At 67.4% G+C, this 26,784-nt stretch carries 25 protein-coding genes; 14 read left to right on the top strand and 11 right to left on the bottom strand.

Annotated features, from left to right (window positions below):
* Nucleotides 1-105: 105 nt before the first annotated feature.
* From ipdC to echA20, 4 genes are read right to left on the bottom strand one after another with little or no spacing between them, the layout of a single operon-like run.
* A complete protein-coding gene (gene ipdC / locus ACX12F_RS25700) occupies nt 106-1,176 on the bottom strand; it encodes a (3aS,4S,5R,7aS)-5-hydroxy-7a-methyl-1-oxo-octahydro-1H-indene-4-carboxyl-CoA dehydrogenase (RefSeq protein ID WP_459367086.1) in 1,071 nt (356 codons plus the stop codon).
* Between the two features lie 2 nt (nt 1,177-1,178).
* A complete protein-coding gene (gene ipdB, locus ACX12F_RS25695) occupies nt 1,179-1,928 on the bottom strand; it encodes a cholesterol ring-cleaving hydrolase subunit IpdB (protein WP_459367085.1) in 750 nt (249 codons plus the stop codon).
* The gene (ipdA, locus tag ACX12F_RS25690; protein WP_459367084.1) at nt 1,925-2,806 is read right to left on the bottom strand and encodes a cholesterol ring-cleaving hydrolase subunit IpdA; all 882 of its coding nucleotides are present in this window, start codon (nt 2,804-2,806) and stop codon (nt 1,925-1,927) included. The genes ipdB and ipdA overlap by 4 nt, the downstream gene beginning before the upstream one ends.
* On the bottom strand, nt 2,806-3,564 hold the full coding sequence (echA20, locus tag ACX12F_RS25685) for a (7aS)-7a-methyl-1,5-dioxo-2,3,5,6,7,7a-hexahydro-1H-indene-carboxyl-CoA hydrolase (protein ID WP_459367083.1): 759 nt from the start codon (nt 3,562-3,564) through the stop codon (nt 2,806-2,808). The genes ipdA and echA20 overlap by 1 nt, the downstream gene beginning before the upstream one ends.
* Before the next feature lie 57 nt (nt 3,565-3,621).
* Here echA20 and ACX12F_RS25680 point away from each other — a divergent pair, with 57 nt between their 5' ends.
* Together ACX12F_RS25680 and ACX12F_RS25675 are read left to right on the top strand one after the other, a co-directional pair.
* Nucleotides 3,622-4,386, top strand: coding sequence for an SDR family oxidoreductase (locus ACX12F_RS25680; RefSeq protein ID WP_459367082.1), 765 nt, complete (start codon nt 3,622-3,624; stop codon nt 4,384-4,386).
* A gap of 13 nt (nt 4,387-4,399) precedes the next feature.
* Nucleotides 4,400-5,305 (top strand): SDR family oxidoreductase, encoded by a 906-nt coding sequence (locus tag ACX12F_RS25675; RefSeq protein ID WP_459367081.1) that lies wholly within the window; start codon nt 4,400-4,402, stop codon nt 5,303-5,305.
* Nucleotides 5,306-5,367: 62 nt separating this feature from the next.
* Here the strand turns inward: ACX12F_RS25675 and ACX12F_RS25670 are convergent, their stop codons facing one another.
* The 3 genes from ACX12F_RS25670 to ACX12F_RS25660 all read right to left on the bottom strand — a co-directional run bounded on the left by ACX12F_RS25670 (nt 5,368) and on the right by ACX12F_RS25660 (nt 8,089).
* Entirely contained in the window at nt 5,368-6,285 is a 918-nt protein-coding gene (locus ACX12F_RS25670; protein ID WP_459370507.1) for an LLM class F420-dependent oxidoreductase, read from the bottom strand.
* Nucleotides 6,286-6,426: 141 nt separating this feature from the next.
* Nucleotides 6,427-6,921 carry a nitroreductase family deazaflavin-dependent oxidoreductase gene (locus ACX12F_RS25665; RefSeq protein WP_459367080.1) on the bottom strand — a complete coding sequence of 165 codons (495 nt, stop codon included), beginning with the start codon at nt 6,919-6,921 and terminating at the stop codon, nt 6,427-6,429.
* A gap of 16 nt (nt 6,922-6,937) precedes the next feature.
* On the bottom strand, nt 6,938-8,089 hold the full coding sequence (locus ACX12F_RS25660) for a steroid 3-ketoacyl-CoA thiolase (RefSeq protein ID WP_459367079.1): 1,152 nt from the start codon (nt 8,087-8,089) through the stop codon (nt 6,938-6,940).
* A 157-nt stretch (nt 8,090-8,246) separates the two neighbouring features.
* Here ACX12F_RS25660 and ACX12F_RS25655 point away from each other — a divergent pair, with 157 nt between their 5' ends.
* From ACX12F_RS25655 to ACX12F_RS25615, 9 genes are all read left to right on the top strand, one after another.
* Nucleotides 8,247-9,494 (top strand): cytochrome P450, encoded by a 1,248-nt coding sequence (locus ACX12F_RS25655; protein ID WP_459367078.1) that lies wholly within the window; start codon nt 8,247-8,249, stop codon nt 9,492-9,494.
* A gap of 47 nt (nt 9,495-9,541) precedes the next feature.
* On the top strand, nt 9,542-10,546 hold the full coding sequence (locus ACX12F_RS25650) for an acyl-CoA dehydrogenase family protein (protein ID WP_459367077.1): 1,005 nt from the start codon (nt 9,542-9,544) through the stop codon (nt 10,544-10,546).
* 1 nt (nt 10,547) lies between these two features.
* Nucleotides 10,548-11,711 (top strand): acyl-CoA dehydrogenase FadE29, encoded by a 1,164-nt coding sequence (fadE29, locus tag ACX12F_RS25645; RefSeq protein ID WP_459367076.1) that lies wholly within the window; start codon nt 10,548-10,550, stop codon nt 11,709-11,711.
* Nucleotides 11,712-11,753: 42 nt separating this feature from the next.
* Entirely contained in the window at nt 11,754-12,722 is a 969-nt protein-coding gene (locus tag ACX12F_RS25640) for a bifunctional MaoC family dehydratase N-terminal/OB-fold nucleic acid binding domain-containing protein (RefSeq protein WP_459367075.1), read from the top strand.
* Nucleotides 12,701-13,144 (top strand): MaoC family dehydratase, encoded by a 444-nt coding sequence (locus ACX12F_RS25635; RefSeq protein WP_459367074.1) that lies wholly within the window; start codon nt 12,701-12,703, stop codon nt 13,142-13,144. The genes ACX12F_RS25640 and ACX12F_RS25635 overlap by 22 nt, the downstream gene beginning before the upstream one ends.
* A 2-nt stretch (nt 13,145-13,146) precedes the next feature.
* On the top strand, nt 13,147-14,301 hold the full coding sequence (locus tag ACX12F_RS25630) for a 17-hydroxy-3-oxo-4-pregnene-20-carboxyl-CoA lyase (protein ID WP_459370506.1): 1,155 nt from the start codon (nt 13,147-13,149) through the stop codon (nt 14,299-14,301).
* Between the two features lie 69 nt (nt 14,302-14,370).
* A complete protein-coding gene (locus tag ACX12F_RS25625) occupies nt 14,371-16,167 on the top strand; it encodes a DUF2339 domain-containing protein (RefSeq protein WP_459367073.1) in 1,797 nt (598 codons plus the stop codon).
* A gap of 103 nt (nt 16,168-16,270) precedes the next feature.
* On the top strand, nt 16,271-17,389 hold the full coding sequence (locus tag ACX12F_RS25620) for a hypothetical protein (protein ID WP_459367072.1): 1,119 nt from the start codon (nt 16,271-16,273) through the stop codon (nt 17,387-17,389).
* Nucleotides 17,390-17,408: 19 nt separating this feature from the next.
* Complete coding sequence (locus tag ACX12F_RS25615) at nt 17,409-18,176, top strand: hypothetical protein (RefSeq protein ID WP_459367071.1); 768 nt, start codon at nt 17,409-17,411, stop codon at nt 18,174-18,176.
* Between the two features lie 74 nt (nt 18,177-18,250).
* Here ACX12F_RS25615 and ACX12F_RS25610 read toward each other — a convergent pair whose 3' ends face one another.
* The 3 genes from ACX12F_RS25610 to kstD form a co-directional block, all read right to left on the bottom strand.
* Nucleotides 18,251-19,390 (bottom strand): MPT63 family protein, encoded by a 1,140-nt coding sequence (locus tag ACX12F_RS25610; protein WP_459367070.1) that lies wholly within the window; start codon nt 19,388-19,390, stop codon nt 18,251-18,253.
* 217 nt (nt 19,391-19,607) lie between these two features.
* Nucleotides 19,608-20,468 (bottom strand): enoyl-CoA hydratase ChsH3, encoded by an 861-nt coding sequence (locus ACX12F_RS25605; protein ID WP_459367069.1) that lies wholly within the window; start codon nt 20,466-20,468, stop codon nt 19,608-19,610.
* A 1-nt stretch (nt 20,469) separates the two neighbouring features.
* On the bottom strand, nt 20,470-22,152 hold the full coding sequence (gene kstD, locus ACX12F_RS25600; protein WP_459367068.1) for a 3-oxosteroid 1-dehydrogenase: 1,683 nt from the start codon (nt 22,150-22,152) through the stop codon (nt 20,470-20,472).
* Between the two features lie 71 nt (nt 22,153-22,223).
* Here kstD and ACX12F_RS25595 point away from each other — a divergent pair, with 71 nt between their 5' ends.
* Genes ACX12F_RS25595 through dmpG form a run of 3 tightly spaced genes read left to right on the top strand, consistent with a single transcriptional unit; the run spans nt 22,224 to nt 25,016 of the window.
* On the top strand, nt 22,224-23,009 hold the full coding sequence (locus ACX12F_RS25595) for a 2-keto-4-pentenoate hydratase (RefSeq protein WP_459367067.1): 786 nt from the start codon (nt 22,224-22,226) through the stop codon (nt 23,007-23,009).
* Between the two features lie 40 nt (nt 23,010-23,049).
* On the top strand, nt 23,050-23,955 hold the full coding sequence (locus ACX12F_RS25590; protein WP_459367066.1) for an acetaldehyde dehydrogenase (acetylating): 906 nt from the start codon (nt 23,050-23,052) through the stop codon (nt 23,953-23,955).
* Nucleotides 23,952-25,016: a 4-hydroxy-2-oxovalerate aldolase gene (dmpG, locus tag ACX12F_RS25585; RefSeq protein WP_459367065.1), complete on the top strand. Its 1,065-nt coding sequence runs from the start codon at nt 23,952-23,954 to the stop codon at nt 25,014-25,016. The genes ACX12F_RS25590 and dmpG overlap by 4 nt, the downstream gene beginning before the upstream one ends.
* A 211-nt stretch (nt 25,017-25,227) precedes the next feature.
* Here dmpG and ACX12F_RS25580 read toward each other — a convergent pair whose 3' ends face one another.
* Nucleotides 25,228-26,637, bottom strand: coding sequence for a wax ester/triacylglycerol synthase family O-acyltransferase (locus ACX12F_RS25580; RefSeq protein WP_459367064.1), 1,410 nt, complete (start codon nt 26,635-26,637; stop codon nt 25,228-25,230).
* Between the last annotated feature and the right edge of the window lie 147 nt (nt 26,638-26,784).

Genomic DNA, 26,784 nt, shown 5'->3' with positions numbered 1-26,784 from the left:
CGCCGCCGCGCTCGGCTCGCCTCCGGCCTGCGGGGAATGTGAAAACCCCCTAGACCCTGGGGATCTAGGGGGTTCCGCCACTACTCGCGCAGCAGCTAGCAGGAGCTAGACGATGTAGCTGGTGGCTGCCTGCAGGTGCGCGATGGCCTCGTCGGCGATCCGTGGCACCAACTCGGCGCACGACGGCAGACTGTCGATGATGCCGGCCACCTGGCCTGACGCCAGCACACCCGCTTCGGTGTTGCCTTCCACCAGACCGGCTTTCAGCAGCATCGGGGTGTTGGCCGCCATGACGACCTGCGACCAGGTCAGGTCCTTGCCGTGGCGCATGGCCAGGCCGTCCTTGACCATGGACCGCCACGTCATGCCCGACATCTTCTTGAACTTCTGGGCATTTCCGACAGCGGCGACGAAACCGCGCACCGGGGAACCGCTTTCGAGCTTCTCCACCAGCCCGGTGCGCAGCACCCGGTGCGGCATGCCGTCGACGCGGGTCGACACCACGGTGCCGTCCAACGTGGCTCCCAGGTAGCGCTGCTTGACGGCATCGGGCACCGTCGAGTCCGAGGTCAGCAGAAACCGTGTGCCCATCGCGACGCCGGCAGCGCCGTAGGACAGCGCGGCGGCCAGGCCACGGCCGTCGAAGAAACCACCCGCGGCGATCACCGGCATGCCGGTGCCGGCGACCGCGTCGAGCACCGACGGCAGCAGCAGCGTGGTGGCGATCGGGCCGGTGTGGCCACCGCCCTCGCCGCCCTGCACGATCACCGCGTCGGCGCCCCAGCTCGCCACCTTCTTGGCGTGCTTAGCCAGGCCGACCGACGGGATCACCACGACCCCGGCATCTTTCAGCTTGGCGATCAGCTCGGGCTTGGGAGCCAGGGCGAAGGAGGCGACTTTGACTCCTTCGCGGATCAGGAGGTCGCAGCGGGCGTCCGCATCGCCGGCGTCGGCACGCATGTTGATGCCGAACGGCTTGTCGGTGGTCGCCTTGACCTTGGTGACGGCGGTCTGCAGCTCTTCCAGCGTCATCGTCGCCGACGCCAGGATGCCGAGCCCGCCGGCGTTGGAGGTGGCCGCGACCAGTCGTGCGCCGGCCACCCAGCCCATACCGGTCTGCACGACCGGGTATTCGATGCCGACCAGCTCGGTCAGCGGCGTCTTGAGCTTGGACATGCCTAGGCCTTAACCTCTTTGTCCCGCAGTGACTTCGGGTCGATGACCTCGCGCAGCAGCTGGAGTTCGTCGGCGGTCGGCAGGCGGGTCTCACCGGCGGCGTCCAGGCCGTGCAGCTCGAACGAGGTGTTGTCGGCGACCTCTTCGGCCGTCACACCCGGGTGCAGCGACACCGCGCGCATCTGGTGCTCGGGGCCGTTGAAGTCGAACACACCCAGGTTGGAGACGACCTGGTAGACGTTCAGGAAACGGTATGCCGGGTTGGCCGGATCAACCTTGTCCCAGCCGATTCCGGAGACGATGTCGACAGACTCGGCGAACACCCGCTTGGTGTGGTTGCCCACGAAGTAGCTGGTGGCGTGGTTGATGCTGTTGCCGGGCGCGCCGCGGACACCGAACATCTGGCGCGTCGGGTGCTGGATCGGGCCGAAGGCCGACAGGTTCTGGTTGCCGTAGCGGTCGATCTGGTTGGCGCCCATGACCACATGGCGACGGCCCCAGGCCAGGGTCTCGAAGACGCGGTTGAACGGCATCCAGCCCTCGACGGCGAACGGAGCGCCGATCGCCGGGGTATCGGCCAGCATGCGGGCCTCACCGTCGGTGATCACGATGTCGGGAGAGAAGGTGAGCCGGGCCAGGCGGGCACCGATCTGCACGACGGTCGTCATGGGGCTGGCCATGATTTCGCCTGCGTCACGGAACAATTCGGCACAGGCGACGGCACAAATCTCGGCGCGGGTTGCGTCACTCACTTGGCTGCCTCCTCGGCAAACTTACGGACCGCGGCCTGGTAGTCGGCCTCGGTTCCGGACAGGTAGGTCTTGACGAACTCGGCCCACGTCTCCTCCGAGCCGGCGGCTTCGGCGTAGTGGCGCTGGAACTTCTCGTCGCGCCGGTAGTCCGGCTCGTTGGTGGTGAAGTGGGCGCCGTTCGGAGCCTCGACCACGGTGTCGACCATCATTCGGTTGATGATCTGCTGCTGCGGCACAACCGACTTCACCAGTTCTTCGGTGGAGACGATCTTCTCGACCGACAGGTGCCGGCGCTTGGCCGACATCAGGAACAGGTCGTCGAAGTACGGGTCGATGCCGGTGTAGGCGGCATTGCCCAACACGTCACCCAGGTTCATGTGCACGAATGCGGCGTCGAGGTTCAGCGCCGGCATGGCGATGAGCTCCTCGTAGCCGTCGCCGGTCGGGTACGGCGACGTGACGGTCTTGAGCTCGTCGCCCCAGAAGGTGCGGACGTCGCTGCCGAGGCCGGCGCGGATGGGCAGGAACGGAAGCCGCCCCGCGGCAGCCTGCAGGCCGCAGCGCAGCATGCCCTCGTCCATCTCGCGCGCCTCGATGGCACCGGAGGTACGGGCCTTGGCGAACCACGGGTCGTAGAACGGCGGCGAGTCCAGTGACACGAAGCCGTAGTAGGCGCGCTTGACCTTGCCTGCGGCACAGAGCAATCCGAGGTCCGGACCGCCGTAGGTGACGACGGTCAGGTCGGTGACATCAGTGCGAAGGAGCGCACGGATGAATGCCATCGGCTTGCGCCGGGAGCCCCAGCCGCCGATGCCGATGGTCATGCCGCTTTCGATCTCAGCGACGGCGGCTTCGAGAGTTGTTGTCTTGTCTGCCATTATTTCGCAGCTCCCTTCTGGGTACCCGCGAACTCGTCGCGGTGCTCGTCGGACACGCCGGACAGGTTCAGTTCGAAGGTGAAGCCCTGCTCCATGCGATAGCGCGCGTTGACGGGCTGCACGTCGATGAAGTTCAGCGCCTCCTTGGCGGCGCGGATGACGCGGGTGTCCTTGCTGGCGATGTCGCGGGCGACACGCAGCGCGGCCTCGTCGAGCTCTTCGCGCGGGACGACCTCGTGCACCGAACCGAAGTGCTGCAATGTCGAGGCGGGCACGGTGGCGGCGGTGAAGAACATCCGGCGCATCATGTGCTGCGGGACCAGGCGGGACAGGTGGGTGGCCGCGCCCAGGGCGCCGCGCTCGACCTCGGGCAGGCCGAACTTCGCGTCGTCAGAGGCGACGATGACGTCGGCATTGCCGACCAGGCCGATGCCGCCACCGACGCAGAAGCCGTTGACCGCCGCGATGACGGGGACCTGGCATTCGTACACCGCGCGGAACGCCTCGTAGCAGCCGCGGTTGGCGTCGATCAGCGCGCCGAAGCCCTCGGTGTTCTGCATTTCCTTGATGTCGACCCCGGCGTTGAAGCCACGTCCCTCGGCACGAAGGATCACCACGTGGGTGCTCTTGTCGCGCCCGGCGGCGGTGATCTGGTCGGCCAACTCGAACCAACCTGCCGACGGGATGGCATTGACCGGCGGGTAGTTCACGGTGACCGAGACGATGCCCGGTTCGACTGTCTTGGTGGTGATGGTCATCAGTCACTTCCTGGGGGACGGGTACCTAAGCAAGCACTTGCTTGGTACGCTAGCACAGTGACTGCTGGAATCAATCTGCAACTGACCGGTCGCGTGGTGCTGGTCACCGGCGGTGTGCGCGGCGTCGGCGCCGGCATCAGTGCGGTGTTCGCCGAGCAGGGCGCCACCGTCATCACCTGCGCACGGCGCGAGGTCGAGGGGCTGCCCTACGAGTTCCACGCCTGCGACGTCCGTGACGACGCCGCGGTCAAGACCATGATCGACGCCATCGTCGCCAAGCACGGCCGGCTGGACGTCGTGGTCAACAACGCCGGTGGCTCGCCGTTCGCGCTGGCCGCCGATGCATCGGCCAAGTTCAGCACCAAGATCATCGAACTGAACCTCATTGCGCCGCTGCTGGTTTCGACCCACGCCAACGCCGTGATGCAGCAGCAGGACTCCGGCGGGGTGATCGTCAACATCTCCAGCGTCAGCGCGCACCGCCCGACCCCGGGCACCGGCGCCTACGGCGCCGCCAAGGCCGGCGTCGACAGCCTGACCACGACGCTCGCGGTCGAATGGTCGCCCAAGGTCCGGGTCAACTCGATCGTCGTCGGCATGGTCGAGACCGAGCAGTCCGAACTGTTCTACGGTGACGCCGAGTCGGTCGCCGCGGTCGCCGCGACGGTGCCGCTCAAGCGGTTGGCCAAGCCGGCCGACATCGGTTGGGCCGCAGCATTCTTGGCCTCCGAGGCCGCGTCGTACGTCAGCGGTGCGTCCCTCGAAGTGCATGGTGGCGGCGAGCCGCCGCAGTATCTCGAAGCGTCAAGCGCCAACAAGTAAAGGGAGATAGCAAATGGGATTGCTCGACGGCCGCGTGGTCATCGTGACGGGTGCCGGTGGCGGAATCGGGCGCGAGCACGCGCTCGCGTTCGCCGCCGAAGGTGCCCGCGTCGTGGTCAACGACATCGGCGTCGGTCTGGACGGTTCGCCCGCCGGCGGCGGTAGCGCCGCGCAGAACGTGGTCGACGAGATCGTCGCGGCCGGTGGCGAGGCCGTGGCCAACGGCTCGAACGTCGCCGACTGGGAACAGGCCGCGGCCTTGATCCAGCAGGCCGTCGACACTTACGGGACGCTCGACGTGCTGGTCAACAATGCCGGCATCGTGCGCGACCGCATGTTCGCCAACGCCACCGAAGAGGAATTCGACGCTGTCACCGCGGTCCACCTCAAGGGCCACTTCGCCACCATGAAGCACGCGGCCGCGTACTGGCGGGCCAAGTCCAAGGCTGGCGAAACCGTGGATGGGCGCATCATCAACACGAGCTCCGGCGCCGGCCTGCAGGGCAGCGTCGGCCAGGCCACCTACAGCGCTTCCAAGGCCGGCATCGCCGCGCTGACCCTGGTCGCCGCGGCCGAGATGGGCCGCTACGGCGTCACGGCCAATGCCATTGCGCCGTCGGCGCGTACCCGCATGACCGAAACCGTCTTCGCGGACATGATGGCAACGCAGGACCAGGCCTTCGATGTCATGGCCGCGGAGAACATCTCGCCGCTGGTGGTGTGGCTGGGCAGCGTCGAGTCGCGCGATGTCACCGGCAAGGTCTTCGAGCTCGAGGGCGGCAAGATCCGCATCGCCGAGGGCTGGGCACACGGCCCCGAGATCGACAAGGGCGCCAAGTGGGATCCGGCCGAGCTGGGCCCCGTCGTTGCCGATCTGCTTGCCAAGGCACGGCCCGCAGTTCCGGTCTACGGTTCGTAACAGCAGGATCGTAAAAGCGCCCCCGCAACGAATGACGTTGCGGGGGCGCTTCTTTGCCGCGCCTACAACGCCGCGGCAACCTCCCAGATCGGTTCCAGCGCTGCGATGCCCGTGCGTACGAGAGGGCTGAGCACAATGTCCGTCGCACCTGCCGCGAGGTAGCGGCGCAGTTGTGCGGTCAGCTGCGCCGTGGTGCCGACCGCCGCGAGGTCGATGACGGAGTCCACGCCTTCGCGTTCGATCACCCGCGCGTACGACGGGATGGTGGCGTAGAACCCGAGGGCTTCGGTGGCGCGGGTCCGGCCCTCGTCGACGTCGTCGGTCACCAGTACGGGTACCGCGGCAATCACTTTAGGTGCACGCCTGCCGGCCGTGGTGGCGGCTGCGGTGATGGTCGGCACGATGAATTCCTCGATGGTGCGCGGCCCGGCGAGATAGGGCAGCGTGCCGTCTGCCAATTCCCCCGTCACGCGTAATGCCTTGGGCCCCATGGCCGCGACGTAGACCGGCAGGGGAGTGCCGCCGGCGACCGTCACCGGAAATTGCGGCGCGGCGGTGAATTCTTCGCCGTGGAAGTCGACGGTGCCGGTGTCCAAGATCGACCGGAGCACCTGCAGGTGTTCGCGGAGCCGGCCGATGGTGTTCGGCCACGCGGTCCCGAAAGCCACCTGCTCGGGAGCGTGCGCCCCCAAGCCCAGGCCGAGGCTGAAGTTCCCGCCGGTGGCGGCTTGAGTGGTCAGCGCTTGGGAGGCGAGAGTCAGCGGGTGCCGTGGGTTGATGGGTACGACGAAGGTGCCGACGGCAAGGCCTGGCACTGCGGCACCGATGTACCCGGCCAGTGAGATGGCGTCGTGGTCGAATTGTTGGGCTATCCACAGCTGGCGCACGCCGGCGTTGTAGGCGCGGCGGGCCTGGTCGATCGCGGCAGCGACGTGGTTGGCGGAACTACGGTCGGGGTCAAGCACGACTCCGGTTGGCATACCAACGACAACGACCCGGGTGCGGCCGCTGATTCCGTTCAGCTCCCCCAGCACAAATGTCGTACACACCCATGAATCTGCCTCGTCGGGCACAAAAAAGCTCCCCTGGCACGCGTTCCAGGGGAGCTTTTCGGGCTGTGATCAGGCCGGATCGAGGAAAATGATCGGAATCTTCCGGTCGGTGTACGAGCGGTAGTCGACGAAGTCGGGATACATGGCGTCCAGCTTCGGCCAGTACTCGTCGCGTTCGGCGTCGGTGGCTTCACGCGCGGTCAACTGCAGCGTCTCGCCGCGAACCTGGAACTTCACCTGCGGGTTGGCGACCAGGTTGAGGTACCACATCGGGTGGGTGCTGCGGCCGCCCTGCGAGGCGACGACGACGATGCGGTCGTCTTCGCGCAGGTACAGCAGTGGGCTGTCGCGGGGCTCGCCCGACTTGCGTCCGATGGTCGTCAGGATGCCGACCGGAGGCGGGGTGGCGACCGGCTTGGAGCCGAGCCGCCACTTGGCGCCGATCCGGCCGTCGGTGGCGCGGAACGCCCAGGTGTTGATCCGTGACATCCACTTGAAGCCGACGAGCATCGCCTTCGAGTTGAGTGCCTTGATCTGCTTGGCGTTCAGCTGCCCTTCGGCCATATTTGCGACCCCGCTCCTAGATCCGCTCGATGATGGTGCCGGTGGACAACGCGCCGCCGGCGCACATCGTGATCAGCGCGGTCGACTTGCCGGTCCGTTCCAGCTCGTGCAGCGCGGTCGTGATGAGCCGCGAGCCGGTGGAACCGACCGGGTGGCCCAGCGCGATGGCGCCGCCGTTGACGTTGACCTTATCCATGTCGGCCTTGTGCACCTGCGCCCAGGAGAGCACAACCGACGCGAACGCCTCGTTGATCTCGACCAGGTCGATGTCGGCCATCGACATCCGCGCCTTCTCGAGCACCTTGGCGGTGGACTGCACGGGGCCGTCCAGGTGGTAGTGGGTCTCGGCGCCGACGTTGGCCTGCGCGATGATCCGCGCACGCGGTTTGAAGCCGAGAGCCTTGGCCTTGTCTTCGTCCATCCACAGCACCGCGGCGGCACCGTCGGAAATCTGCGACGAAGTGCCGGCGGTGTGGATGCCGCCCTCGATCACCGGCTTCAGCGCGGCCAGGCCTTCCAGGGTGGTGTCGCGCAGGCCCTGGTCACGGCTGACCAGGTTCAGCTCAGCGGTCGGCTGCTTGTTCTCGTCGATGACCGGCGCCTCGATGGGCGAGATTTCACGGTCGAAGCGCCCCTCGGCCCAGGCCTGCTTGGCCTTGGCCTGCGAGGCGAAGCCCAGCGCATCGATGTCGGCGCGGGTGATACCCCGGCGGCCCGCAATGCGCTCGGCGGCCTCGAACTGGTTGGGCAGGTCGATGTTCCACGACGCGGCGCGGGCACCACCGCCGTTGGCGCCCAGGGGCACCCGGCTCATGGCCTCGACGCCGCAGGCGATGCCGATGTCGATGGCGCCCGTGGCGATCAGGCCGGCGATCAGGTGGTTGGCCTGCTGGGCGCTGCCGCACTGGCAGTCGACGGTGGTGGCGCCGACATGCTCGGGCAATCCGGCGACCAACCACGACTGCCGGGTGACGTTGTTGCCCTGCTCGCCGTACTGCGTCACGCAGCCCCCGATGAGCTGCTCGATCTCGCCGGCGTCCAGGCCGGCCTTCTCGACGAGAGCTTTCTGCGTGGCGCCCAGAAGTTCGGTCGCGTGCAGGCCGGACAGCCAGCCACCTCGCTTGCCGATGGGGCTGCGAGTGGCTTCAACGATGACAGGATTACCCATGGGCTCAGGCTAGAACACGTTTCATTACTCTGACAAGCAACGATCGGGACATGCCTTTTATCTGCGGTGAAGGCGTGTTTCAATGGTCGCAACGCTGAACTAGAAGGATTTGTCTCGGAACCTGGTTCTGAGGCGTTGGATTCCCCGAGGAGACACCATGCCCTGCCCGATCCCGTCCGACTTCGATTTGCTGGACGCGAACCTGAACCTCCAAGGCCTGCCCGTCGAGGAGCTCGCCGCACTGCGTAAGTCCGAGCCGGTGCACTGGGTGGACGTACCCGGTGGCACCGGTGGCTTCGGGGACAAGGGGTACTGGATCGTCACCCGCCACGAGGACGTCAAAGAGGTCTCGAAGCGCAACGACATCTTCGGCAGCGCACCCGACGGCGCCATTCCGGTGTGGCCGCAGGCCATGACCCGCGACGCCGTCGACGTGCAGCGCGCGGTGCTGCTCAACATGGACGCCCCGCAGCACACCCGGCTGCGCAAGATCATCTCGCGCGGCTTCACCCCGCGTGCCATCGGCCGGCTGCAGGCCGAGCTGAGCGAGCGCGCCCAGAAGATCGCCGAGACCGCGGCCGCTTCCGGCACCGGCGACTTCGTCGAGCAGGTCTCGTGTGAGCTGCCGCTGCAGGCCATCGCCGGGCTGCTCGGGGTGCCCCAGGAAGACCGCGACAAGCTGTTCAACTGGTCCAACGAGATGACGGCAGGTGAAGACCCGGAGTACGCGCACATCGACCCGGCCGCATCGTCGTTCGAGCTGATCGCCTACGCGATGGGCATGGCCGCCGAGCGCTCCAAGAACCCGACCGAAGACATCGTCACCCAGCTGGTGCAGGCCGACATCGACGGCGAGAAGCTGTCCGATGACGAGTTCGGCTTCTTCGTGGTCATGCTCGCGGTGGCCGGTAACGAGACCACCCGTAATTCGATCACCCACGGCATGATCGCCTTCTCGCAGAACCCCGAACAGTGGGAGCTGTACAAGAAGGAACGTCCGGAGAGCGCCGCGGACGAGATCGTCCGTTGGGCCACACCGGTTTCCGCGTTCCAGCGCACAGCGCTCGAGGACGTGGAACTCGGCGGCGTGCAGATCAAGAAGGGTGAGCGGGTCGTCATGTCCTACCGCTCGGCCAACTTCGACGACGAGGTGTTCGAGGACCCGCACACCTTCAACATCATGCGGACGCCCAACCAGCATGTCGGTTTCGGTGGCACCGGTGCGCACTACTGCATCGGCGCCAACCTGGCGCGCATGACCATCAACCTGATGTTCAACGCGATCGCCGATCACATGCCGGACCTGACCTCGATCGGCGAGCCCGAGCGGCTGATGTCGGGCTGGCTCAACGGCATCAAGCACTGGCAGGTCGACTACACGGGCAAGTGCCCCGTTCAGCACTGACGGCAACTGAGCGAGTACCCCGGTAACACGAATCAAGGAGGATTCGGGTGGACTTCACACCGAGCCCAGAGCAGCAGGCTGTCGCCGATGTGGTGACGTCCGTGCTGGAGCGGGAAAATACTTGGGACGCACTGGTTTCCGGTGGCGTCGTGGCGCTTGCGGTACCGGACCGGCTGGGCGGTGACGGGCTGGGACTGCTGGAAGCGGCCACCGCGCTGACCGAGATCGGCCGGCGCGGCACCACCGGACCGGCGCTGGCCACCATCGGGCTCGCTCTGGTTCCGCTGGTCGACCTGGCCACCGACGCGCAGCAGGACCGGTACCTGGCGGGTGTCGCGGCGGGCGCGGTGCTCTCCGCCGCTCTCAACGAGACCGGCAACCAGCTGCCCGAGAAGCCGTCGACCAGCTACGCCGGCGGCAAGCTCAACGGCACCAAAATCGGTGTGCCGTATGCCGAGGCGGCGCAGTGGCTGCTGGTCACGACCGACAGCGGTGTGGTCGTCGTATCGCCCAAGGCTGCCGGTGTGACGGTCGAGAAGACCCCGACCGCCAACGGGTCGGACGAATACGTCGTCACCTTCGCCGACGTCGCGGTGGCCGATGACGACGTGCTGGCCGGTGCCACCGTGGCTCGCGTGAACGAGTTGGCGCTGGCCATGATCGGTGCCTTCGGTGCCGGTCTGGTGGCCGGCGCGCTGCGACTGACCGCCGACTACACCGCGACCCGCGAGCAGTTCAACCGTCCGCTGTCCACCTTCCAGACCGTGGCAGCGCAGCTGTCCGAGGTCTACATCGCCTCGCGGACAATCGGTCTGGTGTCCACCTCCGTGGTGTGGCGGCTCGCCGAAGGGCTCGACGCGTCCGAGGACCTGGCGATCCTGGGCTACTGGCTGACGTCGCAGGCGCCGCCGGCCATGCGGCTGTGCCATCACCTGCACGGCGGTATGGGCATGGACATCACCTACCCGATGGACCGCTACTACTCCTCGATCAAGGACCTGACTCGGTTGCTCGGCGGTCCGTCGCATCGTCTCGATCTGGTGGGAGCCTGAGATGTACATCGAACTGACCCCGGAACAGCGGGCGCTGCAATCCGAACTGCGGGAGTACTTTTCGACGCTGATCACGCCCGAAGAGGCGGCGGCGATGGAGACCGACCGGCACAACGAGGCCTACCGCGCCGTCATCAAGCGCATGGGTAGGGACGGCAAGCTCGGTGTGGGCTGGCCCAAGGAGTACGGCGGTCTGGGCTTCGGTCCGATCGAGCAGCAGATCTTCATCAACGAGGCCAACCGCGCCGACATCCCGCTGCCGATGGTGACCCTGCAGACCGTGGGACCCACCCTTCAGCTGCTGGGTACCGAGGAACAGAAGAAGAAGTTCCTGCCCGGAATCCTCGCCGGTGAAGTGCATTTCGCCATCGGCTACTCCGAGCCCGAGGCCGGCACCGACCTGGCGTCACTGCGGACCACCGCGGTGCGGCACGGCGACGAGTACATCGTCAACGGTCAGAAGATGTGGACCACCGGTGCGCATGACGCCGACTACGTGTGGCTGGCCTGCCGCACCGATCCGACCGCCGCGAAGCACAAGGGCATCTCGATCCTGATCGTCGACACCAAGGACCCGGGCTACTCCTGGACCCCGATCATCCTGTCCGACGGTGCCCACCACACCAATACGACGTACTACAACGACGTGCGCGTGCCCGCCGACATGCTGGTCGGTGAGGAGAATGGCGGCTGGAAGCTGATCACCACGCAGCTCAACCACGAGCGTGTCGGCTTGGGGCCGGCGGGCCGAGTGGCCGGCATCTACGAGCAGGTGCACGCGTGGGCGTCCGAGGCGGGCTCCGATGGTGTTGTCCCGCTGGACAACCCGGAGGCCAAGCGGCTGCTGGGGCAGATCAAGTCGATCTGGCGGCTCAACGAGCTGCTCAACTGGCAGGTCGCCTCGTCGGGCGAGAACATCGCCGTCGCCGACGCGGCGGCGACGAAAGTCTTTTCCACCGAGCGCATTCAGGAAGTCAACCGGCTGGCCGAAGAAGTGGTCGGACGGTTCGGTAACCCGGCCGACGCGCATACCGCCAAGGTGCTGCAGTGGCTGGACACCATTGCCAAGCGCAACTTGGTCATCACCTTCGGTGGCGGGGTCAACGAGGTCATGCGCGAGATGATCGCCGCGTCCGGCCTCAAGGTGCCGCGGGTTTCCCGATGAGCGCGTGCGCGAATCGCAACGACTTGGGCAAGGGAGGCCGCAATGTCTGATCTTCAGGCCGGCATCGACGCGATCGTCGCCGCTGGGCGCAGCAAGCCGACACTGAGCCGGGATCCGGTGAACCAGCCCATGATTCACCACTGGACCGACGCGATCGGCGACAAGAACCCGATCTACGTCGACGAGGAGGCCGCCAAGGCTGCCGGGCACCCCGGCATCGTGGCGCCGCCGGCCATGATCCAGGTGTGGACCATGATGGGCCTGGGCCGCACGCGGTCCGACGACGATCCACTGGCCCGGATCATGAAGCTGTTCGATGACGCCGGGTACGTCGGCGTCGTCGCCACCAACTGCGACCAGAACTACCACCGCTATCTGCAGCCGGGGGAGCGGGTCAGCATCAGCGCAGAGGTGACCGACGTGGTCGGCCCCAAGCAGACCGCGCTGGGCGAGGGTTACTTCGTCAACCAGAAGATCCGTTGGCATGTCGGTGACGAGGAAGTCGCCGACATGGACTGGCGGATCATGAAGTTCCTGCCCGCGGGCAAGCAGGGCAAGGAGGCGGCCGAAACGGGTGCCATCCCAGCTGATCTCGACCCGGACAAGCTGATGCGCCCGTCGTCGTCGCGCGACACCCAGTTCTTCTGGGACGGCGTCAACGCCCACGAGCTGCGGATCCAGAAGCGGCCCGACGGTTCGCTGCAGCACCCGCCGGTGCCGGCGATCTGGCAGGACAAAGATTCTCCGATCGACTACGTCGTCTCGTCGGGCAGGGGCACGGTGTTCAGCTACGTCGTGCACCACGCGCCGAAGGTGCCGGGCCGCAGCCTGCCGTTCGTCATCGCGCTCGTCGAACTGGAAGAGGGCGTGCGCATGCTCGGTGAGCTTCGCGGCGTCGAGCACGACGACGTGAAGATCGGAATGCCGGTCAGCGCAACGTTCATCGACTTCCCGGACAGCGACGTCAGTCCGGCCTGGAGCCTGTACGCATGGGAAGGAACGACGGAGTGAACACCCTGCCCGATGTCGCCGCCGGAGCGGCTCCGGCCGTGGGAACCAAACTGCCCGAGCTGTCGATCTACGGTGACCCGACGTTCATCGTCTCGACGGCCATCGCCACCCGGGACTACCAGGATGTGCACCACGACCGGGACAAGGCGCAGGCCAAGGGCTCCAAGGACATTTTCGTCAACATCCTGACCGACACCGGCCTGGTGGGGCGTTATGTCACCGACTGGGCGGGCCCCAACGCCATCGTCAAGTCGATCAAGCTGCGTCTCGGTGTGCCGTGGTACGCCTACGACACCATCACCTTCCGCGGTGAAGTCACCGCGGTCGAAGGCGACCTGGTGACGTTGAAAGTGGTGGGCAGCAACAGCCTTGGCGACCACGTCATCGCCACCTCGACTCTCACGATGGGAGGAGCCCTGTGAGCATCTCCGGTAAGGCGGCCATCGCCGGTATCGGCGCCACCGACTTCTCCAAGAACTCCGGCCGCAGCGAAATCCGGCTGGCGGCCGAGGCCGTCACCGATGCGCTGAACGACGCGGGCCTCTCGCCCACGGACGTCGACGGTCTGGTGACCTTCACCATGGACTCCAACCTGGAGACCGCGGTGGCCCGTTCCACCGGCATCGGTGAGCTGAAATTCTTCAGCCAGATCGGCTACGGCGGCGGTGCCGCGGCGGCGACAGTCCAGCAGGCCGTGCTGGCGGTGGCGACCGGCATCGCGGAATGTGTTGTGGCATACCGAGCATTCAATGAGCGCTCGGAGCACCGGTTTGGCCAGGTGATGACCGGCCTGACGGTCAACGCAGACTCGCGTGGCGTCGAGTACAGCTGGTCGTACCCGCACGGGCTGAGCACTCCGGCGGCCTCGGTGGCCATGGTCGCGCAGCGCTACATGCACGAATACGGCGCCACCAGTGCCGATTTCGGTGTGGTGTCGGTGGCTGATCGCAAGCACGCCGCCACCAACCCGAAGGCGCATTTCTACGGCAAGCCGATCACCATCGAGGATCACCAGAATTCGCGCTTCATCGCCGATCCATTGCGGCTGCTGGACTGCTGCCAGGAGACCGACGGTGGCGTCGCGATCGTCGTCACCACCCCGGAGCGGGCCAAGGACCTCAAGCAGCGTCCGGTGATCGTGGAGGCGGCCGCGCAGGGCGCAGGTGTTGACCAGTTCACGATGTACTCGTACTACCGCGACGAACTCGGTCTGCCCGAGATGGGTCTGGTCGGCCGGCAGCTGTGGAGCCAGAGTGGACTGACGCCGGACGACATCCAGACCGCGATCCTGTACGACCACTTCACCCCGTACACGCTGCTGCAGCTCGAAGAGCTCGGCTTCTGCGGCAAGGGCGAGGCGAAGGACTTCATCGCGAACGGTGCGATCGAGCTGGGCGGCAAGCTGCCGATCAATACCCACGGCGGCCAGCTCGGTGAGGCGTACATCCACGGCATGAACGGCATCGCCGAGGGAGTGCGCCAGCTTCGCGGGACGTCCGTCAACCAGGTGCCCGATGTCGAGCACGTGCTGGTCACCGCCGGCACCGGCGTCCCGACATCGGGCCTGATTCTGGGCTGACTCTCGTCGTGACGTAGTCGGGTAGTCCTACTCATCCGGATGCGGGTCGTTCGGCGCGATGATGACGGCATGACCGAACCGCAGCGGGCGATGGTGGCCCGGCTCTCGCAGGATGTCGCGGCGATATCCCACCACTTGGCCTGGGTGTCGGCCTGCCTGACCGAACTCGATCGGTCGTTGGCTCCACCACAGCCGACGCCGCAGGCGGCCGCCTACGTCGCGCCGCAGCAATATTGGCAGCAGCCTCAGCCTGCCCCGACCGCGGCGCCGCAGGCTCCGCCAACGGCGGCGCCGTACCCGCAACCGCAACAGGCACCGCAACCGCAGCCCGAGCGCTCGGACGGCTGGATCGGCAAGGCGCTGGCCGCGGCCGGTGTCGCGGTGACGCTCATCGGCGTCGTCCTGCTGTTGGTGCTGGCCGCGCAGGCCGGCCTGTTGCGCCCGGAGTTCCGCGTCGGCGCGGGGGTGGTCCTGGCGGCGGGCCTGGTGGCCGGGGCGACCCGCCTCAAGACGCGTCCCGGCGGGACGGTCGGAGCGGTTGCCCTGGCGGCCACCGGCATCGCGGCGGCGTACATCGACGTCGTCGCGGCCACCACAATCTATGAATGGCTCTCTGCGCCAGTCGGTTTGGTGCTGGCCGCGGTGATCGGCGGCGGCGGTCTGACGCTGGCCCGGCGCTGGGATTCCCAACAACTCGCGCTCTTGGCGCTGGTGCCGTTGGCCGTGCTGGCCCCGGTGGTGGCCGACGGCTTCTCGCTGTTGCTCATCGGGTTCATGCTGGCCCTGTCCGCGGCGTCGCTGCCGGTGCAGCTCGGTAAGGACTGGGTCGCGATGTTCGTGGCCCGGACGGTGGTCTGCACATTTCCGTTGCTGGTGGCGCTGGCCGCGGCGTCCTTCGGCACCAACGGGAATCCGGCGCTCGCGGGCGCCTGTGCGGCGGCCGCCGTCCTGGCCGTCGCCGGCGCGCTGATGTTGTTGTCCAAGACGACCAACCGATCGCTGCTCGCCTTGGCGACCGCGGGCGGTGCGCTGCCGGTGTTGTTCGTCTCGGCGGTGGTCCGGTCGGCGGTCGCTGGGGCGATCATTGCCGCTGTGGCGGCGCTGTTCCTCGCGATCGTGCTGCTCGGCGATCGGCTGCCGGGGGTGGTCGGTGCGGTGCAACGGATCTGGTCGGCCGTCTCCGCGGTGTGCGCGCTGTTCGCGGTGCTGGTGGCCTTCGACGGCAGGATCGGTGGCGCGGTGCTGCTCGCCATGTCCGTCGTGGTGGCCGTGGCCGGCCGCCACGACCCGATCGCCCGGTGGGTGGGCGTCGGATTCGGGGCCGTCGGCGGTGCCGTCTATCTCAGCTACTCGCCGCCGGATCTGCTGTTCCGTGCTGTGGAACTCAGTACCCGCAGCGCCGTCTCGACCATCGTGTCCAGCATCTTTGCGGTGGCGAGCGTGGTGGCCGTTGTGCGGGCATGGACCGAACGACGCAACGATGAGGAAGTTCGGCTGATGTGGGCAGGCACGGTCGTCGTCGCCGCCTATGCGTCCACGATGCTGACCGTCACGGCAGGTGTGCTGATCGGTGGCGTCAAAGGAGGATTCTTCGCCGGCCACATGGTTGCGACGATCGGCTGGATTGCCGTGGCGGCCGCGCTGTTCGGGTACGCGGCGCGCCGGCCGAAGGCCCGGCGGTCGTTGCCCATCGGCGGTGGCTTGGTGCTGGTGGCCGCCGCGATGGCCAAGCTGTTCCTGTTCGATCTCGGGACGCTGAACGGCATGTTCCGCGTGGCGGTGTTCATCGTCGTCGGCCTGGTGCTGCTGGCCATGGGAACTGGGTATGCCCGGCTGCTGGCCCGGCAGGATCAGCCGAATCCGTAGCGGGCCGTGCCGATGACCGTCCGTCAGTTTTGCGTCGGGTGCCTACCCCTCGGGGCGGTAGGCTCGAAGCGACGCGGTATGTCTGGGGAAGGGGGCCGTGTCTATGGGGATTCAGCCGGACAGCAGTCCGTTCGGTTCGCAGACGGTGACGGGGCCGGGGTGGCCCAACGTCAATGAGGAACAGCTCGAGGAAGCGGCCGCGCACTATACGAAGCTGGCCACGAAGATCACCGGTCACGTGGTGCCACAGCAGACCAGCCAGTTGATGAACTTGACCGGTCAGTGGACCGGTGCTGGTTCGGTTGCCGCCGCCGGCGAGGCGACCACCATCATCGGCGGCCATGAGGCCAACGGCGCGCAGGCAGCGGCGATCGCCGCCAAGCTGCAGTCCATGGTGGCCGCGGTGATCAAGACCAAGAACCTGGTCAATGCCACCGCCGAGGAAGTGCAGCAGGAGTGCATGGCCCTGTCGGCGGCGCCGTTTCCGAACGTGCAGGAGCTGATTCAGAGCCGGATCAAGATGGGCCTGTCCCAGAACATCGCCGCGGTGACGGCCAGCGCCACCGAGGTGGCCAACTTCGTCGGCGCGCCTCCGAGCATCCCGACTGCCGGCGTGCCGCCGCAGGTGGCCCAGACCGCGCAGAAGACAGCGGAGTCGGCGGGCAAGGGCGGCGATCAGATGGGCCAGATGATGGGCCAGATGATGCAGATGGCCGGCCAGCTCCCGCAGATGCTCGGGCAGTTGCCGCAGCAGGCAATGCAACCGCTGCAACAACTTTCGCAGCCGCTGCAGCAGTTGACCTCGCTGTTTTCCGGCGGCGGCCAGGGCAAGGCCGGCCTCGGTGCCTCACCGTTCGGCGCGTTCTCGAACCATCCGCTGGCCGGCGGATCCGGGGCCGCCCACGGCGCGGGGTTGATGAAGGGCGGCATGCCCGGCGGCGGTGGCGGCGTGGGCGCGGCTTCCGTGCAGACGCCGTTACTGGCCAAGATGGTCGGCCCCGGTCCGGCTGGACCCGGGGTGATGCCGGCGAGCGCCGCGGGTGGCATGGGAGCAGGCGGTTTGGCTCCGGTCGCCGCCGCTGCCGGCGCGGGTGGCGCGATGGGTGCCATGGGCGGCATGGGGCACCGCGAAGGTGGCGGCGGGGGCCGCATCACCCAGCTGGCCGTGCCCGAAGCGCTGGACCACGGTTCATATGACGAAGACGTCGACGACGACTGGTGAGTTGAGTAGGGGGTAACTGATGGGTTCACCGTTGCAGACGCCGGACAACATCAGCTGGAATGCAGCCTCGGTCGAGCTGCCCGAGATGCCGATGATCCAGCCCGGCGAGGACGCCATGAGCGCGACCATCGCCGCGGTACTGCCGGCCATGGCCGCCGATATGACCGCCAACGTGGCCTCGTTGCAGGCCAAGGAGGGCATGTTCTCGGGCAAGGTCGGCATGGCCCAGTCGGCGTACGACAACGCCGACAGCAAGGGCGGGGAGGGCGTCGGCCAGATGGGCCAGATGCTCGGCCAGCTCGGTCAGATGGGCCAGCAAGCCGGTCAGATGGCCGGCCAGGGCGGCGGTCTGGGGCAGATGGGTCAGCAGGCGGGCCAGTTCGGCCAGATGATCCAGCAGGCCATGGGCAAGGGCGGTGGCAAGGAAGGCGGCATGCCGGGCGGCGAACCCGCGGCGGGCCAGCCCGGTGGGCCGGCCGGCGGCGGCGGTGCGCCCATGTCGCCGGAGCAGCGCCAGGCGCAGCAGGATGTCCGGGAGAACCAGCAGAACGACCGGCAGTCCCAGCAGGACGCGCGTCAGCAGCAGCAGGACAACCGGCAGTCCCAGCAGGATCAGCGGCAGTCCCAGCAGGATGCCCGTGACTCCCGCCGGCACCCGTCCGCTCCGGCGCAGGCGGCACCTCCGGCGGCCGGACCCAGTGCCGGCTCGCACAATGCCGGTCCGGCGCCCGTCGCTCCGGTATCCCCGCCGCCGCAGCGTGGCGGGGACGTCGGCCGTCAGATGTAGTTACGAAAGAACAAGCCAGACAAAGAAATTGGGGCCAGTCGCGATGATCGCGACTGGCCCCAATTCGTTGTTTCCTAAGAGGCCGGCGCCGGGGTCGGGGTAACCGGGGCGGCCGGAGCAGCCTGCTGGTTTCCGGCCGGGGCGGCGGTGCCCTGACCCGCGCTGGACGCCGGCTGGCCGGCGATGGCCTGGCTGGGAGCTGGAGCCGGGGTCAGCGGAGCCTGCGAGACGGCGCCACCGGCGGTGGCAGCGGTGCCCGGGCCGCTTTCGGCGGCGGTGGGAACCGGAGCAGCTTCCGGAGCCTGGCCGGCAACCGGAGCTGTGGCCGGGGTGCCCGCCGGAACCTGGGTGCCGGCCGGGGCCGGAGCATCAGCGGCCGGGGTGCCGGCCGGGGCCGGGGCAACCGCCGGGGTACCCGCCGGAACCTGGGTGCCGGCCGGAACCTGGGTGCCGGCCGGGGCCGGAGCATCAGCGGCCGGGGTGCCGGCCGGGGCCGGAGTGCCCGCCGGGACCGGGGTACCGGCCGGAGGCTGCGCACCCGTCGCGGCCGGAACAGTGCCCGCCGGGGTGGCGCCCGGCACGGCGCTGCCGAGACCGGCCGGAGCGGCTGCCGGGGCGGCGCCAGGAGCGGCGGCGGGCGCAGCAGCTGGCGCCGCGGACGGGGTTGCGGCCGGGGCAGCACCGCGGGCCGGAGCAGCGGCGGGAGCGGCACCGGTGGTGGCTTCAGTGCCCTGCCACTTGATCAGGTCGAGGTCACCGTCGGCGTACACGACGCTGGTTGGAACGGCACCCGTCACATCGAAGTAGATCTTGCCCTTGGACTCTTGTCCTTCGGCGAGGCCGGCAGGGTTGATGCCCTGCGGGGTGGCGGCGCCCCACAGCACGCGGTAGTTCTCTCCGTCGGCCGCACGGGCATTCAGGTTCGGCACGAACGGCTGCGAGCTACCGCGCTCAGCCGAGTATTCGGCCGTCGCTTCCCAGAGCGTGCCGTTGACGCGCTGAGGCAGCACGTCGGTGCTGGGCTTGAGGTTGCTGATTTCCCATTCCGCGACGGTGTTCCCGTTGACGAGCTTGCCGTCCTTGCCGAAGGCCACGGTGGTGGGAGCGGGCGCGACACCCGCGGGCTGGGTCGAGTCGGCCAGCGCGAACGGTGTGGCGATCAGGCCGAACGCGGCGGTTGCGCCGATGGCGATGGTGATCTTGCGGGTACTCATGGCGATGTGGCTCCTTTGTCTTCAAGTCGTCCGACGGGCGGCTTCCCCCACGGAAGCTGAGTCACGAGTAATTGGATAAATTACTGACTACTACGAAAGCTAGCAGGTTAAGCGTCCGCTGTGGATAGAGGTGGACGCCGCAGCGGCGACCCGACCGCTGGCCCTGGTTTGCCGGAATCGGCCGCTGAGAAAGCGGCCGATTCCGGATACGTCCTGTTCAGGACGCGGTGAGCTCGATTCCGGCAAGCACGACGACGTTGTCCCGGCTTGGTGCCGTCAGCACGCCGGTGATTCGTTCACCGTCACGCCAAAGGTTGGCCTGCAAGGTTTCACCCGGAATCACGGTGCCCGCGAAGCGTGCGCCGTACGACCGGACCCGTCCGGCGTCGCCGTCGAGCACGTTGTCGACGATGGCCTTGCAACCGATGCCATAGGTGCACAGCCCGTGCAGGATCGGGCGGTCGAAGCCCGCGGCCTTGGCGAACGCCGGGTCCGAGTGCAGCGGGTTGCGATCACCACACAGCCGGTACAGCAGTGCCTGCTGTGGCAGGGTGGGCAGCGCGATCTGCAGGTCCGGTGCCCGGTCGGGCTCGGCTGCCGAGGCCGACGGGCCCCGGTCGCCGCCGAAGCCCCCCTCGCCGCGGGCGAAGATGGACCGCTTCTGCTTCCACAGGGGCGCGCCGTCCGTGGTGGTCACCGTGGTCTCCGACCAGATGACCGCGGCCTTGCCCTTGTCCCAGATTTCCGTGAACTTGGTGACGGCCCGGCCGGTGCCCGACGGCGGGATCGGCGCGTCAGTGTAGATGGCTTCGCTGGCGTGCAGCACGCGGCTCAGCTCGATGTCGATGCCGGGGAACTTGACCGTTGGCGCCTTGGTCTCGTGGAAGCTCTGCGCCACATTGCCGAACGTCGGCAGGACCTGTGGCTTGTCGTCGATCAGATAGCGCAGCTCGCGCTCGCTCATCGGGTCCGCGCCGGCACCCAGTCCCAGGTGGTACAGCTGCACGTCGCTGCTGGTCCAAGAAAAATCGATTGGCGGCAGCTCCGCCCCCAAGGCCTCGTCGAGATTGATCGGCATGTCAGCCCTTTCCTGCCACGTGGAGTGCCGCCAGGTATCCGAACGTCATGGCGGGGCCGATGGTCCCGCCGGGGCCGGGGTAGGTGTGGCCCATCACCGGTCCGCTGGCGTTGCCCGACGCGTACAGGCCCGCGATCACCGAACCGTCCTCGCGCAGTGCGCGGCCGTGGATGTCGGTGACGATGCCGCCCTTGGTGCCCAGGTCACCGGGCACCATCTTGGCCGCGTAGAACGGGCCGTGCTTGATCTCGCCCAGGTTGGGGTTCGGCTTGTTGGTCGGGTCGCCGTAGTAGCGGTCGTAGGCGCTGTTGCCGCGGCCGAAGTCCTCGTCGACGCCACTGCGGGCGAAGCCGTTGAAGCGCTCGATGGTCTGGGTCAATGCGTCAGCCGGCAGATTGGTCAATTCCGCCAGTTCTTCCAGGGTGTCGGCCTTGACTACGACGCCGGCCTCGGTCCACTTCTTCGGAATGCGTTGTCCCGGTTGCAGACCCGCGAAGATGTAGCGGTTGCGGTACTGCTGGTCGAACAGTAGCCAGGCCGGCACGTTCTCGCCCGGTCCGTCGCCCTGGCCGTACTTGCCGCCGTACATGTGGTGGCAGGCCTCGACGTACGGCATGGATTCGTTCATGAACCGCTTGCCGTTCATGTTGACGATGATCGAGCCGGGGGAGTTGCGCTCGGACAGCGCGAACCACGGGCTGTCGGGCAGCGGCACCGTCGGGCCCCACCACGCGTCTTCCATGATCTCCATTGCGGCGCCCAGCTTTTCGGCGGCCAAGATGCCGTCGCCGGTGTTGGCCTTGGCTCCCACGGTCCAGTCGGTGGTGATCGGCTGGCGCTGGTACTTGGTGCGCATCTCCTGGTTGTGCTCGAAGCCGCCGCTACCGAGGATCACTGCGCGGCGGGCCCGGATCAGTTGCGGCTCCGCATTGTTCGAGTCACGGGCATCAACCACATAGATGCCGCGGACGGCGCCGTCCTCGTAGTAGAGGTCGGTCAGCGCGGTGTTCAGCTGCACCGGCACGCCGGCCTTCTGCAGGCCGATGCGCAGCGGTGCGATGAGGGCGCGCCCCATGCCGACCAGGTTCTTGCCGGTGGCGCCGGCCCAGGTGGCGCGGATGCCGACCTTGAGGCTGCGCAGGACGCCGCGCGGATGGCGCTTGAGCTGGTTGAGCCGGACGTAATCCTGTTGCATCACAACCATGTTCAGCGGCACCTTGCCGTACGCCGGCTCCAGGCCGGCCTCGTCGGCGCCGAGCTTCTTGGCGTTGAACGGCTTGGGCTCGACGGACCGTCCGCCGGCGCGGCCGCCCTCGGTCTCCGGGTAGTAGTCGGAGTAGTTCGGGACCCAGCACAGCTTCAGTGGAGAGTTCTTCAGCACGAACGACAGCATCTCGGGGCCGCGCTGCAGATAGGTGTCGATCTTCTCTGCGGGGACCACGTCGCCGATGATCTTGTGCAGGTAGGTCCGGGCTGCTTCCGGGGTGTCCTTGACCCCCGCACGCTGCAGAATCTCGTTGTTCGGGATCCAGACGCCGCCACCTGACCGCGCAGTGGAACCTCCATAGTGTGGGGCCTTTTCAACGACTACTGTCGAAAGGCCCTGATGGGCTGCGGTGAGGGCGGCGACCATGCCGGCTGCGCCGCTGCCGACGACGACAACGTCGTACTCCTGTCCAGTCATGTAGAACACGTTATAGAATTGCCCGGCCTGTGGACAACTGCGCCGGTCCATGAAGTTAGGGGAATTCACGAATGCTGTCCGACAACGTGCGTGCCGAGCTCGCTGCCGCGCTGGCCCAAGCCGAGCACAGCCGGGTCGCGATGTCGCCGATGACCGACACCTACGCCGATATCGACGTCGTTGACGCGTACGAGATCCAGCTGCTCAACATTCGTCAGCGTGTCGCAGAAGGTGCCCGCGTGGTGGGACACAAGGTTGGTTTGTCCAGCGAGGCCATGCAGAAAATGATGGATGTGGACGAACCCGACTACGGGCATCTCCTCGACGACATGGAGGTATTCGAGGACAAGCCCGTGCTGACCTCGAATTACCTGTTGCCGCGGGTCGAGGTCGAGGTCGGGTTCGTGCTGGCCGACGATCTCCCCGGCGCCGGCTGCACCGAGGACGACGTGCTGGCCGCCACCGCGGCGTTCGCGCCGGCCATCGAGCTGATCGACAGCCGCATCGCCAACTGGCAGATCAAGTTGTGCGACACCATCGCCGACAACGCGTCCTCGGCCGGCTGGGTGCTGGGCAAGGAGCGTGTTTCGCCGAAAGACATCGACATCCGCGGCATCGATGCCGTGCTCAAGCGCAACGGCGAGGTGCTCGGTAAGGGCCGCAGCGACGCCGTGCTCGGCAATCCAGTGACCGCAGTGGCGTGGCTGGCCCGCAAGGTCGACCAGTTCGGCGTGCGGCTCAAGGCGGGCGACGTGGTGCTGCCCGGTGCCTGCATGCGGGCGTTCGATGCCACGCCGGGTGACGACTTCGTCGCAGAGTTCGCCGGACTGGGTTCCGTCCACCTGTCTTTCGCGTAGTGGCCGAAGTTTCTACAGATATTCGTCAATAGGAGTGAGCATGCCGTCCAAAGCGAGCGTCGCGATCGTCGGCTCGGGAAATATCAGTACTGACCTGCTGTACAAGCTGCTGCGGTCGGACTGGCTCGAGCCCCGCTGGATGATCGGTATCGACCCGGAGAGCGAGGGCCTGGCCCGCGCCCGCAAGCTCGGGCTGGAGACCAGCCACGAAGGCGCGGACTGGCTGCTGGCCCAGAGCGAGAAGCCGGACTTCGTCTTCGAGGCCACCAGCGCCTACGTGCACAAGGCGTACGCGCCGCGGTACGCGGAAGCCGGCATCCGGGCCATCGATCTGACCCCGGCCGCCGTCGGCCCCGGCGTGATTCCGCCGGCCAACCTGCGGGCGCACCTGGACGCCCCGAACGTCAATATGGTCACCTGCGGTGGCCAGGCCACCATTCCCATGGTGTACGCGGTGTCCCGCGTCGTCGACGTGCCCTACGCCGAGATCGTGGCGTCGGTGTCGTCCGCTTCGGCCGGCCCCGGCACCCGGGCCAACATCGATGAGTTCACCAAGACCACCAGCGCCGGCGTGCGTGACATCGGTGGCGCCAAGGATGGCAAGGCCATCATCATCCTGAACCCGGCCGATCCGCCGATGATCATGCGCGACACCATCTTCTGCGCCATTCCCCCCGATACGGATCGAGCTGCCGTCGTTCAATCCATCAAGGACGTGGCCGCCGAGGTGCAGACCTACGTGCCCGGTTACCGGCTGCTCAACGAGCCTCAGTTCGACGAGCCGTCGATGGTCAACGGCGGCCAGCACGTCGTCAGCATCTTCGTCGAGGTGGAGGGTGCGGGCGACTACCTGCCGCCCTACGCTGGAAATCTGGACATCATGACCGCCGCGGCCACCAAGGTGGGCGAGGAGATCGCCAAGGAAATCGTGGGAGCGAAAGCATGAGTACCGCACTGCAACCCGGAGACATCTTTTTCGACGCCGCCTGGGACGTCCGGCTGACGGACACCTCGCTGCGTGACGGCTCGCACCACAAGCGCCACCAGTTCACCGGCGACGAGGTACGCGCGATCGTCGGTGCGCTCGACAACGCCGGCGTCCCGGTCATCGAGGTCACGCACGGCGACGGCCTCGGTGGCTCGAGCTTCAACTACGGGTTCTCCAAGACCCCGGAGCAGGAACTGATCAAGATCGCGGCGCAGACCGCGAAGAATGCCAAGATCGCGTTCCTGATGCTCCCCGGAGTGGGGACCAAGGAAGACATCAAGGAAGCGCAGGGCAACGGTGGATCGATCTGCCGCATCGCCACCCACTGCACCGAGGCCGACGTCTCGATCCAGCATTTCGGCCTGGCCCGCGAACTGGGCCTGGAGACCGTCGGCTTCCTGATGATGAGCCACACCATCTCCCCGGAGAAGCTGGCCGCGCAGGCCCGCATCATGGCCGACGCCGGCTGCCAGTGCGTCTACGTCGTGGACTCCGCGGGTGCGCTGGTGCTCGAGGGCGTCGCCGACCGGGTCTCGGCGCTGGTCGCCGAATTGGGATCGGATGCTCAAGTTGGATTTCACGGACACGAGAATCTCGGTCTCGGCGTTGCCAATTCGGTCGAGGCCGTGCGCGCGGGTGCCAAGCAGATCGACGGCTCCTGCCGCCGGTTCGGCGCCGGTGCGGGTAACGCACCGGTCGAGGCGCTGGTCGGCGTGTTCGACAAGATCGGCGTCAAGACCGGCATCGACTTCTTCGACATCGCTGATGCCGCGGAAGAGGTTGTCGCACCGGCGATGCCGGCCGAGTGCCTGCTGGACCGCAACGCGCTGGTGATGGGCTACGCCGGTGTGTACTCCAGCTTCCTCAAGCACGCGGTGCGCCAGGGCGAACGCTATGGCGTGCCGGCCCACGAGCTGTTGCTCCGCGTCGGCCAGCGCAAGCTGATCGGTGGCCAGGAGGACCAGCTGATCGACATCGCGCTGGAGATCCAGCGGGAGCGGGCCGAGGGCAAGTCCTGACCCTTCCGAAGCTTCTGGGCTGCGGTATCACCGGTGATATCGCAGCCCAGAGTCGTTTGTGGGTTGTTTGCCTGAGGCCGGCCAACGTCATTGCCCCGCGAACCTGACTGCATGGCGCAAATGTCCCCGCGAGATCGCCGTGTGGGCAGCCTCGCGATAGGTGGTCAACGGCCAATACCCGACGACGCCCCATATCGACGGAACTGTCGGGTCAGCTGGTGACGGAGTCCGCCGCGGTCGCACAACGCGCCACCAACTCGGCCAGCGCCACCGGCAGCCGGTCGGCGATGGCCTGTGGATCGCTGACCTGGTCGGTGCAGGTGAGTACGCAGATCTGCATGCCGCCCTTGTAGCTCCACCCGGTGACGTTCATGCCCATCGGGAAGACCAACGGGCCGCTCGAGATCAGCTTCTCGACCGGGGCGCCGCCGAAGTACAGCGGGTGCTGCGGGCCGCGCATGTTCGACGCGATCATGCTGAACATCGGACGCTTCTTGACCTTCGCCCCGATGGTCGGCAGCACGCGCGAGTAGACCTTGAACAGCGGCCAGTACTCCATCCAGTCGTGCTGCAGCCAGGCGTCGCGCTCGCTCTGCACCTCGCGCGCGGTGGCAGTGTTCGCCGAGATGGCCTTGAGCCGCTCCACCGCATCGGCGATGTTGGTGGCGAGTTCGACGTTCCAGCGGGCCACCTTGTTGCCCCAGCGGTCGCCGTCCTGCGGGCGCATCGACACCGGCACCACGGCGGTCATGGTGTCGTCGCCGACGGGCCCGCGCGAGGCCTGGTATTCGCGAAGGGCGGTGCTGCACAGCGACAGGAAGACGTCGTTGACGCTCACCCCGAACGCCTTCGACACCCGCTTGATCTGGTCCATCTCGACGTCGACGAAAGCGAAGCCGCGGCCCGCGGTCAATGGCTCGTTGAACGGCAGGGCCGGCGCGATGAAGGCCTCGGCATAGCCGGGCTTGCCCGCCTTCTGCCGGTGCTGGATGGTACGGGTCACCTTGGCCGTGCGGGCCAGGACTTTCGGGAACTTGATGAGCGACCTGACCTGCTGACGCGCCACCATCGGGAACCACCGCGCGGCCGGCGGGCGGTGCTCGTCGGGCGGCGGGTGGGCCGAGGGTTCGAGCAGCCGGTCGGCGGGGTCCTGGCTGTAGAACTGCTCCAGCAGGTTCAGCGACGCCATGCCGTCGGCCACCGCGTGGTGGATCTTGAGCACCAGTGCGACGCGGCCGTCGGCGAGGCCGTCGATGTACCACATCTGCCAGGCCGGGCGGTCCCGATCGAGTGGCTCTTCGAAGAGTTTGGCGATCTCCGCGCCCAGCTCGCGGTCGGTGCCGGGAGCGGCGGCCGTCGCGCGCTTCATGTGGTAGTTCAGATCGCCCCGGGCGCGGGTGATCCACCATGGCCGGCCGGCGCCGAAGCGCGGGGACAACAACTGCCACTGCAGGGGCTCGACGCGACCGACCAGGCCGGGCAGCGCGGCCCGCACGGCGTTGAAGGTGATGGGTTCGTGGCCCTGGGCCGGATCGAGCACGACGGCCTTGATGGTGTGCTGCGGTTGGACGGCGCTCTCCCATGCCAGGAAGCTGTTGTCCTCGCCCGATAAACGTCGCATACATCACTATGAAGCCGAAAATGCGAGCCGGCGGGCATGTTGTCTCGTTGATCGGGAACTACCTCTGAATTTCGGGTGGTACCCCGTTTAGCGTGCTCACCATGCGCTGAGTCGGCGTCGCGACGCGGAGCTCGAGGGGCCTCCGCC

This window comes from Mycolicibacterium sp. HS_4_1 (genome assembly GCF_054515875.1).
The sequence above is the reverse complement of the archived record's forward strand: the minus strand, read 5'-3'. Positions and strand labels throughout refer to the sequence as shown.